This window comes from Aeromicrobium sp. Root495 (genome assembly GCF_001426755.1).
Classification (GTDB): domain Bacteria; phylum Actinomycetota; class Actinomycetes; order Propionibacteriales; family Nocardioidaceae; genus Aeromicrobium.
Genome location: NZ_LMFJ01000001.1, coordinates 1,926,757 through 1,938,547, shown reverse-complemented (window position 1 = coordinate 1,938,547; position 11,791 = coordinate 1,926,757). Strand labels below are relative to the sequence as shown.

14 protein-coding genes are annotated in these 11,791 nt (G+C 71.0%); 6 read left to right on the top strand and 8 right to left on the bottom strand.

Annotated features, from left to right (window positions below):
• Window positions 1-129: 129 nt before the first annotated feature.
• Genes ASD11_RS09660 through ASD11_RS09650 form a run of 3 tightly spaced genes read right to left on the bottom strand, consistent with a single transcriptional unit; the run spans window position 130 to window position 2,167 of the window.
• Window positions 130-873, bottom strand: a complete 744-nt coding sequence (locus ASD11_RS09660; protein WP_056286405.1) for an SCO1664 family protein — start codon at window positions 871-873, stop codon at window positions 130-132.
• 10 nt (window positions 874-883) lie between these two features.
• Window positions 884-1,438, bottom strand: coding sequence for a DUF3090 domain-containing protein (locus ASD11_RS09655; protein WP_056286402.1), 555 nt, complete (start codon window positions 1,436-1,438; stop codon window positions 884-886).
• A 9-nt stretch (window positions 1,439-1,447) separates the two neighbouring features.
• The gene (locus ASD11_RS09650) at window positions 1,448-2,167 is read right to left on the bottom strand and encodes a histidine phosphatase family protein (RefSeq protein WP_056286400.1); all 720 of its coding nucleotides are present in this window, start codon (window positions 2,165-2,167) and stop codon (window positions 1,448-1,450) included.
• A 69-nt stretch (window positions 2,168-2,236) separates the two neighbouring features.
• Here ASD11_RS09650 and ASD11_RS18125 point away from each other — a divergent pair, with 69 nt between their 5' ends.
• The 3 genes from ASD11_RS18125 to ASD11_RS09635 all read left to right on the top strand — a co-directional run bounded on the left by ASD11_RS18125 (window position 2,237) and on the right by ASD11_RS09635 (window position 4,126).
• Entirely contained in the window at window positions 2,237-2,389 is a 153-nt protein-coding gene (locus ASD11_RS18125) for a hypothetical protein (RefSeq protein ID WP_156464668.1), read from the top strand.
• A 136-nt stretch (window positions 2,390-2,525) separates the two neighbouring features.
• Entirely contained in the window at window positions 2,526-2,849 is a 324-nt protein-coding gene (locus ASD11_RS09640; protein ID WP_235503286.1) for a WhiB family transcriptional regulator, read from the top strand.
• Between the two features lie 41 nt (window positions 2,850-2,890).
• Window positions 2,891-4,126, top strand: coding sequence for an RtcB family protein (locus ASD11_RS09635; RefSeq protein WP_082554267.1), 1,236 nt, complete (start codon window positions 2,891-2,893; stop codon window positions 4,124-4,126).
• A gap of 55 nt (window positions 4,127-4,181) precedes the next feature.
• On the opposite strand, the gene ASD11_RS09630 is transcribed toward ASD11_RS09635, so the two are convergent.
• Together ASD11_RS09630 and ASD11_RS09625 are read right to left on the bottom strand one after the other, a co-directional pair.
• Window positions 4,182-5,951 carry a phytoene desaturase family protein gene (locus ASD11_RS09630; RefSeq protein ID WP_056286397.1) on the bottom strand — a complete coding sequence of 590 codons (1,770 nt, stop codon included), beginning with the start codon at window positions 5,949-5,951 and terminating at the stop codon, window positions 4,182-4,184.
• A 50-nt stretch (window positions 5,952-6,001) separates the two neighbouring features.
• Window positions 6,002-6,451, bottom strand: coding sequence for an SRPBCC family protein (locus ASD11_RS09625; protein WP_056286396.1), 450 nt, complete (start codon window positions 6,449-6,451; stop codon window positions 6,002-6,004).
• Between the two features lie 125 nt (window positions 6,452-6,576).
• Between ASD11_RS09625 and ASD11_RS09620 the strand changes: the two genes are divergently transcribed.
• On the top strand, window positions 6,577-7,152 hold the full coding sequence (locus tag ASD11_RS09620; protein ID WP_056286394.1) for a TetR/AcrR family transcriptional regulator: 576 nt from the start codon (window positions 6,577-6,579) through the stop codon (window positions 7,150-7,152).
• Between the two features lie 6 nt (window positions 7,153-7,158).
• Here the strand turns inward: ASD11_RS09620 and ASD11_RS09615 are convergent, their stop codons facing one another.
• Complete coding sequence (locus ASD11_RS09615) at window positions 7,159-8,685, bottom strand: acyl-CoA carboxylase subunit beta (protein ID WP_235503285.1); 1,527 nt, start codon at window positions 8,683-8,685, stop codon at window positions 7,159-7,161.
• Window positions 8,686-8,770: 85 nt separating this feature from the next.
• Window positions 8,771-9,892 carry an alpha/beta fold hydrolase gene (locus tag ASD11_RS09610; RefSeq protein WP_200940112.1) on the bottom strand — a complete coding sequence of 374 codons (1,122 nt, stop codon included), beginning with the start codon at window positions 9,890-9,892 and terminating at the stop codon, window positions 8,771-8,773.
• A gap of 187 nt (window positions 9,893-10,079) precedes the next feature.
• Here ASD11_RS09610 and ASD11_RS09605 point away from each other — a divergent pair, with 187 nt between their 5' ends.
• Window positions 10,080-10,379, top strand: coding sequence for a hypothetical protein (locus tag ASD11_RS09605; RefSeq protein ID WP_056286389.1), 300 nt, complete (start codon window positions 10,080-10,082; stop codon window positions 10,377-10,379).
• A 161-nt stretch (window positions 10,380-10,540) separates the two neighbouring features.
• Here the strand turns inward: ASD11_RS09605 and ASD11_RS09600 are convergent, their stop codons facing one another.
• Window positions 10,541-11,176, bottom strand: coding sequence for an FMN-dependent NADH-azoreductase (locus ASD11_RS09600; protein ID WP_056286386.1), 636 nt, complete (start codon window positions 11,174-11,176; stop codon window positions 10,541-10,543).
• A 100-nt stretch (window positions 11,177-11,276) separates the two neighbouring features.
• On the opposite strand from ASD11_RS09600, the gene ASD11_RS09595 reads away from it, so the two are divergent.
• Window positions 11,277-11,765 (top strand): MarR family winged helix-turn-helix transcriptional regulator, encoded by a 489-nt coding sequence (locus tag ASD11_RS09595; RefSeq protein WP_156464667.1) that lies wholly within the window; start codon window positions 11,277-11,279, stop codon window positions 11,763-11,765.
• Window positions 11,766-11,791 lie beyond the last annotated feature (26 nt).

Sequence of the window (11,791 nt, the reverse complement as noted above, 5' to 3'; positions counted from 1 at the left end):
CGCCGTGCGGGAACGGACGCCAAGTCACCGCCCGACGGCCACGCCGTGCGGGAACGGACGCCAGCTCACCGCCCGACGGCCACGGGCGCGGAACGGACGCCAGGTCACCGCCCGGCGGAGCAGCCGGGATCAGAACGGGGGCCAGGGGACGGCGGGCATGAAGCCCTCGGGGGCGGGGAAGCGGCCGGCGGCGAGCAGCTCCTCGCAGCGCAGCCCGAGCGCCTCCACCTCCGCCGACGTCACCAGGTCGGCCAGCACCGAGGGAAGGTCGCCGGCCAGCGCCACCAGCACCCGTTCCACGCCGGCCCGCTCCTCGGCGTCGAGCTCCTCGTCGATCCATCCCCACAGCACCGTCCGCAGCTTGTGCTCGGCGTGGAGCGTGAGCCCGTGGTCGACGCCGTGGCGGTGCCCGCCCGACATCTCCAGCACGTGCCCGCCCTTGCGGTCGGCGTTGTTCAGCACGACGTCGAGCACGGCCATGCGGCGCAGCGCGGCGGAGTCCTCGTGGATGAGCGACACGGGCTGGTCGTTGCCGTCCACCCCGTCGAAGACGTGCTTCCAGCCGTCGGGCAGGTGGTCCACCGGCACGATGTCGACGGCCTGCTGCTCGGGATCGACGTCCTGCCACAGCTGCAGCATGCCCACGCCGTGCGGCCCGTGGCCGAGCCACGTGCGCGGCACGACGTCCCACCCCACGACCTCGGAGACCAGGTACGACGCGACCTCGCGTCCGGCGAGCGTCCCGTCGGGGAAGTCCCACAGCGGCTTCTCGCCCGCCACGGGCTTGTAGACGACCTGCTGGTCGTCGAGGAGCCCGAGGAACGTGGCGTTGGAGGCCGGCATGATCCGGCCGGTGAGGGTGAGCCCCGTCATCGCCGTGCGGTCACTGGAAGCCGTCGGGCAGCGTGCACACGTGCTCGTCCGACGTCATGGGCTCACCGCACAGCGGGCACAGCGGCCGGCCCGCGCTCACGACGTCGCGCGTGCGCTTGGCGAAGGCCCGCGCGCTCCCCACGGGGATGCGCACGATGAAGGCCTCCTCCGGCTCGATCTCGACGATGTCGGCCGTGGGCTCGGGCTCCTCGTCGAGCCGCGGGAACGCCTCGATGACGACCTGCGCCGTGGACGGGTCCCAGCCGAGGCCCAGGACACCCACGCGGAACTGCTCCTCGATGGGGATGTCGAGCGGGTCGATGTCCTCGAGCCCCTCGGGCGCCACGGCCGGGACGCTGAACGGGTTGTCGCCCTCGGCCATCAGCTCGTCGAGGATCTCGTCGATGCGATCGGCCAGCGCGGCCGTCTGCTGCTTCTCGACGGCGACGCTCACGACCTGGGAGCCCGTGCGCGCCTGGAGGTAGAAGGTGCGGTCACCGGGCATGCCGACGGTGCCGACCACGAAGCGGTCGGGCCAGTCGAATCCGTGGACGATGGTTGCCATGGGTCCAGTTTATGAGGGCTGCGAAGCGTCGGCACGGGGGTCGGTCGCAGGGCTGTCGCCGCCACCCACCGCCGCGTCGGGGGCAGGCGGTGCCGCGGCCAGCCAGGAGAGGTCGCCCGCGTCGGTGTTCATGGTCACGACGTCAGGGCGGGCCGAGCCGAAGCGGACGACCGAGATCGACGCCGGGTTGGCGTGGAGGCGCTGGAAGAGGTCGAGGTGCATGCCGAGGGCGTCGGCGAGGACCGCCTTGATGATGTCGCCGTGGCTCACCGCGGCCCACACGGCGCCGGCCCCGTGCTCGGCCTCGAACGCCGCGTCGAGCGTGCGGATGGCCCGGACGGCGCGCGTCTGCATCGTGTGCAGCGACTCCCCACCCGGGAAGACCGCGGCCGAAGGCTGGCGCTGGACGACCTTCCAGAGGTCCTCCTGGGCAAGGTCCTTGAGCGGGCGACCCTGCCAGTCGCCGTAGTCGCACTCGCTGATCCCGTCCTCGACGGGCGTGGCGGGGGAGCCGCTCTGGCGCGAGATGATCGCCTCGGCGGTCTCGCGGCAGCGCTCCATGGGGCTGGAGACCACGGCCACGAGCGGCACGACGGACAGCCGCTCGCCGGCCACCGCCACCTGCTCGTGCCCGCGGTCGTCGAGCCGGACCCCGGGGGTGCGCCCGGCCAGGATCCCGCTCGCGTTGGCGGTGGTGCGTCCGTGACGGACGAGGACGACGGTGGCCATGCGGCGAGCCTAGCCATCGACCGTTTAATCGCTTGGCCGATCCCGCGGGCCGGCTCTAGGGTGGTTCCCATGAGCACGAGGACCTATCGCAGCGAGAGCGCGACGAACCACCTTCCGGTGGCTCGTCCGATGCTCGCTGCCCTCGGCCAGAAGGCGTTGGAATCCTTCGACGCCCAGCGAGGCATCCAGATGGATCCCATCGGCCCCCGGAGCCGCCCGTGACCCGCGCCTAGCCGCGCCCGATCACGGGGCCGCTCCATCGAGACACACGTCTCGGGGGCGGCCCTTCTTCATGTCCGGCCGCCCCCACGACGCCACGAACCGATCGCACCACGACCTCGAGAGGAGGCGACCACCCATGTCCACGACACCCACCAAGAGCGTGCTCACGAGCCACGGCGTGACGATCGCCTTCGACCACCCCATGCCGTCCGTGCCGGCGCAGGAATGGGCCTGCGCCGGCAGCGACCCGGAGCTGTTCTTCCCCGCCGACGACACCGCCCTGGCGGCCGCCGTCGCGGTCTGCGCGGCGTGCCCGCTGCGGTCCACGTGCCTGAGCCTCGCCACGGCGAGGAGCGAGTCCGGCGTCTGGGGCGGCGTCCTGCTCGAGTCGGGTCGCCCCCTGGATCGGGTACCGGTCCGGGGGAGGCCCTCCAAGAAGCCGGCCCGCGCCGCCGCCTGAACCCACGACCTCTCATCTCATCTCGCCGAAGGAGGCGAACCATGTCCACCACCACCGAGCCCCTCACGATCGACGACCGGCCGTTCCCGGTCGTCCTGCCGGGCGCCGCGGCCGACACCCTCATGTGGGCCCACCCGTTCGACGTCGAGCCGGCCGCGCTCGAGCAGCTGCGGAACATCTCGCGGCTGCCGTGGGTCCACGGCCTGCGGGTCATGCCCGACGTCCACCTCGGCAAGGGCGCGACGGTCGGATCGGTCGTGGCCATGCGCGACGCCGTCTCGCCCTCGGCCGTCGGGGTCGACATCGGCTGCGGCATGACCGCGGTCCGGACCGACCTCACGGCCGACGACCTGCCCGAGGACCTCAAGCAGCTGCGGCACTCCATCGAGCGGGCCGTCCCGGTGGGCTTCCACGCCCACTCCGAGACGCCCGACGTCGAGCGGCTCGGCCTCGGCTCACGGGGCTGGGGCGGCTTCTGGTCGGGGTTCCGGGACCTGCACGACAAGGTCCAGGACCGGGAGTCCAAGGCCATGAAGCAGATGGGGACGCTCGGTGGAGGCAATCACTTCATCGAGGTCACCGTGGACGAGGTCGGTCGGGTCTGGCTCATGCTCCACTCCGGCTCGCGGAACATCGGCAAGGAGCTCGCGGAGCGGCACATCGCCGCGGCGAAGGGCCTGGACCACAACCTGGACCTGCCCGACCGGGACCTCGCGGTCTTCCTCGCCGGGACTCCGCAGATGGACGCGTACCTGAGGGACCTCTACTGGGCGCAGGACTACGCCGCTCGGAACCGGGCGGTCATGATGGCGCTCGTCCGGGAGGTCGTCACGGGCTTCTTCGGACGGCTCGGTCGGGACGTCGGGTACGACCAGGAGATCTCCTGCCACCACAACTACGTGGCGCAGGAGACCTACGACGGCGTCGACCTGGTGGTCACCCGGAAGGGTGCGATCCGGGCGGGTCAGGGCGACTACGGGCTCATCCCCGGGTCGATGGGCACCGGCTCGTACGTCGTGAAGGGTCTGGGGAACGAGCAGAGCTACTGCTCGGCGTCCCACGGCGCCGGGCGGCGGATGTCGCGGACCAAGGCCAAGAAGACCTACACGGTCGACGACCTGGCCGCGCAGACGTCGGGGGTCGAGTGCCGGAAGGACGCGGGGGTGCTTGACGAAATCCCCGGGGCCTACAAGGACCTGGAGTCGGTCATCGCCGCGCAGACCGACCTCGTGCAGGTCGAGACCCGGCTCACGACGCTGCTCTGCGTCAAGGGCTGAAGAGACCGACAGGCTCGGCCGGATCCGCCGGCCGAGCCTGTCGTGCTGTGCCTGATCAGGACGTCTCGGCGTCCGCATCGTCAGACGACCTGGACCGACGAGAGCCGACGCGGGAGTACTCAAGAGCGTCCCAGTCCTGATCGTTGTTCGGCAGGGTGCCGGGCGCGACGAGGGCGCGCCCCTGGCGGAAGTCCGCGAGCAGGTTGCTGCCGGTGATCGCGTCCACCGTCTGGATGCCGGAGTGCAGGACCCCCTCCGTGGTCGGTCCGGGTCGGCAGCTGGCCCCGGACAGGAAGAGTCCCTTGACCGAGGTCCGCGGGCCGGGGCGGCGGATGGAGAACTGACGGGTGTTGAGCTCGATGCCGTACGAGGCGCCGGCCGTCGACTGGGTGAACCGCTCCTGAGTGAGTGGTGTGGCCGCCTCCTGGTGCACGACATGTCCATCGATCTCGGGGAAGACTGTCGTCGCGCGGTCGATCATCGCGGCGGTGAGGCCCTGCTTGAGGTACTGGTAGTCGTCTTCGTCGCGGTACTCGTGGCCGCGGGTCCGAGCCGGCGCGCTGCTCCAGAGTCGGTAGTCGCAGCCGATCGGCAGCATGACCTCGAGCGACGACGAGCCCTGCGGTGCGTACCGCTGGTTGTGGGGGTCCTTCAAGTTGGAGACGTGCACGTAGGCCGGCGCGATCGGCTCGACCCGCTCGAGCCAGGCCTCCGCGCTCTCGCCCTCTCGGTAAGCGGTCAGGCGGTCCATCTCGTCGTAGGTGGTCCAGGTGGGCATCGAGAAGTGGTCCCGGTTCGGGTGCTGGGCTGCGAGGTCGACGTCGACGCCGATGAAGGCGTTGAAGAAGGCCTGCGACATGCGGTAGTCGTCGACGCGATCGAGGTCCCGGTGGGGGACGGCTCCGGCTGGCAGCAGCTCGGCGTAGGTCTTCTTGACGTCGGCGGTGGACACGACGAGGGGTGAGCTGAAGGTCCGACCGCTCGCTGTCCGCACGCCGTGCACCGCACCGCCGTCGACCAGGATCTCCTCGACCGACTCGTTCGTGAGCACGGTGCCCCCCAGGTGCTCGAGCGCCTGGAGCAGGGTGGCCGAGAGCATCTGTCCTCCGCCCTCGGGGAACCAGGAGCCGCCGCGGACGAACCGCTCGTAGAAGACGCAGAACGCAGCGAAGGGCAGCCGGGAGGGCGGCGCGTTGATGCTGCCGCAGGGCGAGACCGACATCAGGGTCTGCATGCGGGGATCGATCCCGAAGAGGTCGAAGACGCGCTTCAAGGGAAGAGCGGCGAGCGGTGCCGCGACACCCATTTCCCGGGCGGCCCGGGCCACTCCCGAGGCCGAGGCGGTCGCGGGGCCGCGGTCGACCGCCTCGCCGACCCGGCGCACGATCCGCATGAACCGCCGGATGCGCTTCTCGTCGTGGGGGAAGGCCTCGACCAGGCGTGCCACGTAGAGCGACCAGTCGGTGGGGGTGTCGAAGACGAGGTCGGGGAAGACGAGACGTTCGTAGCCGTTGTCGGCCATGCGACGGAACGTGAGCTGGTCCGGGCCGATCCCGAACCCGCGCAGGATCGTCGGCATGTCGCCCCCGAAGCCGCAGTCGGCTAGGTGGTGGACCCCGACCTCCCACTCCCAGGTGCCCTTGCGCCGGAAGACGTGGGTCGAACCTCCGACGACGGAGTACTGCTCGAGGACGACGACGGAGTGCCCGTGGGCAGCGAGGCCGGCCGCGGTGGTGAGGCCGGCGAGTCCGGACCCGATCACGACCGCGTCGACGTGGGTGGTGGTCGGGGACTGGGCTTGCGCCGTCTCGGTGGTTCGGTGCATGGCTTGCTCCTGGTCTGGGGTGATGGGTGGGTCGGGGGCTGCTGTCGGCGTCATGGCTCGGTCCGCAGGAGGTGGCGGTCGATCCGCGTGAGCGCCACGTGGAACGCCACCGCAGTGCCGACCCGGCCGACCACCTCGGTCAGGGGCGTCAGGCGTCCTGCGGGCAGAGCGGCGGTGGTCGTCCAGGAGATCCGAGACCCTTGGCCGCGCGGTCGGCACACGATCTCGCCGTGCTCGTGCGAGAACGTCGGGCGGCTCGACTCGATGCGGTAGCGGAACACGAGCTGCCGAGCATCGGGCGCAAGAAACCGTTCGACGAGCTCGATGTGGCGCCCGATCGTGAGGCGGCGGAGCAGGCCGGATCCGTCGGCCCGTCCCTCCTCGAGGACTTCGGCCCGGACACCGCGGAGCTCGCCGAGGCCTACGGGATCGGAGAGCAGCCCGTGCACTCGCGCCGCAGATGACTGCAGTGACCGGCTGATCGTGACGGTGAAGGTCATGGAGTGTCCTGATGTGTGGAGGGCTTTTTCGATCCTGAGGCACTGGAGCCATCGTGGCGACCTTAGTAGACTGAATGGTCTACGGCAAGACCGCTTGGTCTAACCTGGTGGCATGAAGGATCGTCATGACGGCTGAGACGCGTCAGAGGCTCGTCGATGCAGCGGTCGCACTGACGCGTCGGCAGGGCATCGCTGGCACGACGGTCGCGGACCTGCTGCACGCCAGCGGGGTGGCGCGTCGAACCCTCTATCTCCACTTCGTGGGCGGCCGCGACGAGCTCCTGGTCGAGGGAATTCGCTCGATCGGCCAGTCCATGACCGAGAACCTCACGGCGGTCCTGGGCACCCGGTCGGCGTCCGAGTCGATCGACACCTTCGTCGGATCGATGAGGGCCGGCCTCACAGCAGGGCAGTTCCGCTCGGGCTGCCCCATCCTCCAAGCCGCCCTGGGAGGCGCCGACATCCCTCAGGCGAGCAAGGACGCGGGGCTGACCATGACGCGATGGAGCGAGTCCATCGCACGACGTCTGGAGGCCGACGGTGTGGCCGAGGACCGGGCACGTTCGCTGGCGCACCTGGTGGTGGCGGGCATCGAGGGCGCCGTCGCCATGGGCGTCGCCACCGGGTCCGCGGGGCCGCTCGACGACGTGGGCCGACTGCTTCTCGAGCTCATCGGTTCGGAGGACTCAGTCACGGCCTGACTGGGGTCACCAGGTGTCGACGGCGGCCTTGCTGCCGGTGATGGGCTCGGCGGCGTTGAAGAGGCTCACGAGGATGCCGCGGGTCTCGGCGGGGTCGATGACGTCGTCGATCTCGAAGTGCCGGGCCACGTTGAGCGCCGTGGAGTGTGCCTGGGCGTAGGCCGTGAGCTCCTGCACCTGGCGCTCGCGCTCCTCGGGGTCCTCGATGGCCGCCAGCTCCTTGCGCATGGAGAGTCGGACGGCCCCCTCGAGGCCCATGGCGCCGAGGTGCGCGCCGGGCCACGCGATCGTCATGAGCGGCTCGTGGGTGCTGCCGCCGAGCATGGCCTGCGCGCCGAGCCCGTACGCGCGACGCAGCACGACGCCCACGAGCGGGACCTGCAGCCGCGCGCCCGCCACGAGGAGGCGCGACGTGTGGCGCACGAGCCCCGTCCGCTCGGCCTCGGCGCCGACCATCATCCCGGGGGTGTCGACGAGGGAGACGACGGGGAACCCGTGGGCGTCGCACAGCTGGAGGAAGCGGGCTGCCTTGTCGCCCGCGTCGGCCGTGATGGCGCCGGCGGTGTGGCGGGTGTCGGTGGCGATGATCCCGACCGTCCGGCCCTCGATGCGCCCCAGCGCCGTGCACAGCTCGGGCGCGAACGTGGGTCGCAGGACCGTGACCGTGTCCTCGTCGCACAGGGTCTCGATGATCGGGAGGACGTCGTAGGCGCGACGCTCACCCTCGGGCACGGCGTCGCGCAGGAGGGTCTGGTCGGGAGCGACCCACGTCTGCGAACGGCCGAGGAAGTAGCCCAGCAGCGTCCGAGCGGTGTCGACGGCGTCGTCGTCCTCCACTGCGACGTCGACGACGCCGTTGGCGGTCATGACGTCGAGCGGCCCGACGTCGGCTGCGGCCACGTCGCCCAGCCCGCCGCCGGCGATCATGGCCGGCCCGCCCATGCCCAGCGAGGAGCGAGGCGTGGCGACGACGAGGTCGGCGCAGCCGGCCACCACGGCGTTGCCGGCGAAGCAGTTGTCGTCGACGACAGCGATGCGCGGCACGCGTCCGGAGAGGCGTGCCCACGCTGCGAACGTCGTGACGTCGAGCGCCGAGACGAGCGGCATGTCGGTGTCGCCAGGGCGGCCGCCGCCGCCCGCGGCGAAGAAGATGGTGGGGAGGGAGAGCCGGTCGATGACGTCGAGGAGCCGGTCGGTCTTGCGGTGCCCGCGCATGCCCTGGGTGCCGGCCATCACGAGGTAGTCGTAGGAGAGGACGGCCACCGGGCGTCCGTCGATCGTGGCCAGTCCGCCCACGATCCCGTCGGCCACGGTGCGGTCCAGGAGGTCGTCGATGCTGCGGCGGTCCTCCTGGGCGGCGGTGACGAAGCGTCCGTACTCCACGAAGCTGCCCGGGTCGACCAGCTCGGCCACGTGCTCGCGCGCGCTCCGGCCGCCGCGCGCGTGCAGACGCTCCAGCGCCTCGGGTCGGGCCGAGTCCTCGGTGAGGGCGCGGCGGGCGAGGACGTCGAGGAGCTCAGGTCGGATCGTCACGTCCCGATCCTGCCCCGTCCCCGCTGGGTGTGACGTTCGAGGGGTCATCTCGGTCTTTCGACCCCTCGAACGTCACACTCAGGGGTCAGGCGGCGGTGTGGGTGTGCGCCTCGTCGTGGTCGGACAGGAAGTCGTGCACGAGGACCCACGTGCTGTACGGCGCCCTGGTGCCCGTGAGCACGCCGAGGTGACCACCCGGTGCCAGCGGCAGGCGGACGTCGGGGGACGACGCCAGCAGCCCACCCACGTGGTGTGCGGCCTTGGAGGGCACGAGCACGTCCTCCGTGCCGGCGATGTTCATGACCGGGACGGAGACGGTGGCCAGGTCGACGAGGTGGTTGGGCCCCTGGATCTGTCCGCTCGCCAGCTCGTTGCGCAGCGCGAGCCGCTGGTAGACCTGCAGCGTGGCTCGCCCGGGGTAGGCCAGCATGTTGTTCATGATGTGGTCGACGGCCTGGATCTGCGTGAGGAACTCGCGGTCGTCGCGGCGTGACCACAGCGTGCGCGGCTTCTTGAGGTAGGTGGGCAGGGCCGTGGCCTTGAAGCCGGCGCTCACGAGCGGTGCCGGGATGGAGCCGGCCGCCTTGAGCGCCGATCCCAGGATGCGTCCGCCCGTGACCTTGCCCAGCACCTGGAACGGCTTGAGCAGCGGGTTGGCCGAGAAGTCGAACGGGCTGGCGATCATGGAGACCGACTGGATGGGCAGGTCCTGGTGGACGGCGGCGGTGCCGAGGGACAACAGCCCACCCATGCACCAGCCCACCAGGTGGACGGGCTGTCCGCCGGCGTCCTCGGAGACGGCGCGGATGGCCGGTGGCAGCACGTCGTTGATGAAGTGCTCCACGCCGAGCGCGCGGTCCTCGCCCTTGAGGGGGCCGTAGTCGACGAGGTAGGTGGGGCGCCCCTTGCTCACGAGGTCCTCGGCGAACGAGAGCCCGGGGCGAAGGTCGAAGCACGCCGCCTGCGAGCCCAGGGGAGGGACCAGCAGCACGGGGATCCCGCTGGGCTCGATGCCGTCGGCGGGCTCGTAGCGGTGGAGCTCGCGGGTGCGTCCGGAGTCGATGACCTGGGACGGGGTGCGCGTCTGGTCGGCCAGGCCGCCCTTCACGAGGAAGTCCCAGAGGTTGACCACGGCCTGGCGTCGGTCGTCGAGGGTGCGGCGTTCAGGAGTCGAGGCGTCGAGATCGGTGACTTGCTCGTCGGGCACGGTGGACCTCCGGGTTGAGTGCCCTGTCAGTGTGACGCGCATCACCCGATCTGTCACGGACCGCCACCGCCGGGACACCCTGCCGTCGAGCAATGTTCTTCAAAAGACTTGCCATGTGCGTCACTGTTGAATAGATTTTGGACAGGTTGTGGTTCCACCAGGACCACTGATCAGTCGGGGGCACGTCATGAACGATCTGCAGTCCATCTCCATCGAGGCCACCCCGGGGTGGCGCGTCCAGGTGTTCGAGGTGAGCTCGCCGGACCACCAGGCCATGGTCGTCCGCGCCCTCCACGACGAGCTGGACATCGTCACCGCCACCTGCGCCACGAGCGGCAGCACGTCCTTCGTGGTGGTCGAGACCCGCGACGTCGACGAGGAGGCGTGGGCCGTGGCCGACGTCGTCCAGGCGGTCGACGAGCGCTCCGTGCGCACGCACGTCTCCAACGCCCAGCCCATGCCCGTCCCGGCCAGGGTGGCCGCGTGACCAGGTACTGGCACCGGGCTCGTGGCCACCGCGCCACGACGGCCGTCGTCGAGGGAGTGGCGCACCGCCGCTGCTCGTGTGGACGGTTCTTCCTGATCTGAGGCACGACCACGACGGCCCCGCACGGCCATCCGTGCGGGGCCGTCGTCGTGTCGGGTGACTCAGGCGGCGCCGACGGTGTCGAGGGCGCGGCCGGCGTCGCGCGCCGTGGCGTGCGCGGCGTCGAGGTTCTCGCGGGCCAGGTCGATGAGTGACTCCATGCCCGGCGTGGACGGCGCGAGGGTCAGCTCGGCCTCGATGACCTGGAGGTCGAGGCCCCACACGTCGACGAGGATGCGCTTGAGGTACGCGGTGGCGTGGTCCCAGCCCTCGCGCGGAGTGCCCTCGCCGTACCCGCCGCCACGAGCGACGACGAGGAACGCGGGCCGTCCGGCCACGGGCGACGGCACGCCCGGGGCGAAGCGCGGGTCGGTGATGACGACGTCGATCCACGCCTTCACCGCGGCAGGCACGCCGAAGTTGTAGAGCGGCGTGGCGACCACGACGGCGTCGGCCGACACGAGCTCGTCGGCCACCTCGGTGGCCAGGGCACGGGCGCGGAGCTGGGCGGCGTCGGGCTCGGGGGAGAAGGCCGCAGCGACGGCCTGGGGCCAGGTGTCGCTGGGCAGCGGCGCGGTACCGAGGTCGCGGCGCAGGGTCGTGGCCGGTCCGATCTCGGTCTCGAGCGTGTCGGCGACGCCGCGGGTCACGGAGCCGTCCTGGCGGATGCTGGCGTCGACGCGGAGCAAGGTGGTCATGGGTTCTCCTCAGGAATGTGGTGTGCACGATGATCGTAACAGAAGATGATCGTCAGAAAAGATCATATGTTCTCACGACGGAGTTGGTAGGCTCGGGACCGTGGCAGACGTGACGGCTCGTGAGACGCCCGTGGTCGACGACCTCGGGCAGGCCCTCAACGCCCTGCTGCTCACCTACCTCGGCCGCGCTCGTGAGGCCGTGGCCGACGTGCCTGGTGGGCCTCGCGGCTTCCAGGTGCTGCAGCTCTCGCAGGAGCAGGCCTGCACCAACCAGGCCGGGATGGCGGCGGCGCTGCGCCTGGACCGCACCGTCATGACGTACCTCGTCGACGACCTCGAGAAGGCCGGGCTCATCGAGCGTCAGCCCGACCCGGCCGATCGCCGTGCTCGACGTGTCGTGATCACCGAGTCCGGTCGTGCCGCCCTCGCGTCGGCCCGCGTGGCCATCCGCGAGGTCGAGCGCGAGACGATCAGCGCACTCGACGACGCCGAGGCCGCCCAGCTGCGCGCCCTGCTCACCAAGGCGGCTCAGGGCATCGACCACGACACCAGCGCCTGCGAGGCCGCCGGCTCCCCGCCGACCTGCTGAACACGGCACGGCGTCGCGTCCGATGT

Bases quoted from the DNA above. Each gene is read 5' to 3' on its own strand.
- ASD11_RS18125 (WP_156464668.1), top strand. From the start codon at position 2,237: ATGAGCACGAGGACCTATCGCAGCGAGAGCGCGACGAACCACCTTCCG.
- ASD11_RS09605 (WP_056286389.1), top strand. From the start codon at position 10,080: ATGAACGATCTGCAGTCCATCTCCATCGAGGCCACCCCGGGGTGGCGC.
- ASD11_RS09630 (WP_056286397.1), bottom strand. From the start codon at position 5,951: ATGCACCGAACCACCGAGACGGCGCAAGCCCAGTCCCCGACCACCACC.
- ASD11_RS09635 (WP_082554267.1), top strand. From the start codon at position 2,891: ATGTCCACCACCACCGAGCCCCTCACGATCGACGACCGGCCGTTCCCG.
- ASD11_RS09600 (WP_056286386.1), bottom strand. From the start codon at position 11,176: ATGACCACCTTGCTCCGCGTCGACGCCAGCATCCGCCAGGACGGCTCC.
- ASD11_RS09660 (WP_056286405.1), bottom strand. From the start codon at position 873: ATGACGGGGCTCACCCTCACCGGCCGGATCATGCCGGCCTCCAACGCC.
- ASD11_RS09640 (WP_235503286.1), top strand. From the start codon at position 2,526: ATGTCCACGACACCCACCAAGAGCGTGCTCACGAGCCACGGCGTGACG.
- ASD11_RS09650 (WP_056286400.1), bottom strand. From the start codon at position 2,167: ATGGCCACCGTCGTCCTCGTCCGTCACGGACGCACCACCGCCAACGCG.
- ASD11_RS09625 (WP_056286396.1), bottom strand. From the start codon at position 6,451: ATGACCTTCACCGTCACGATCAGCCGGTCACTGCAGTCATCTGCGGCG.
- ASD11_RS09620 (WP_056286394.1), top strand. From the start codon at position 6,577: ATGACGGCTGAGACGCGTCAGAGGCTCGTCGATGCAGCGGTCGCACTG.
- ASD11_RS09655 (WP_056286402.1), bottom strand. From the start codon at position 1,438: ATGGCAACCATCGTCCACGGATTCGACTGGCCCGACCGCTTCGTGGTC.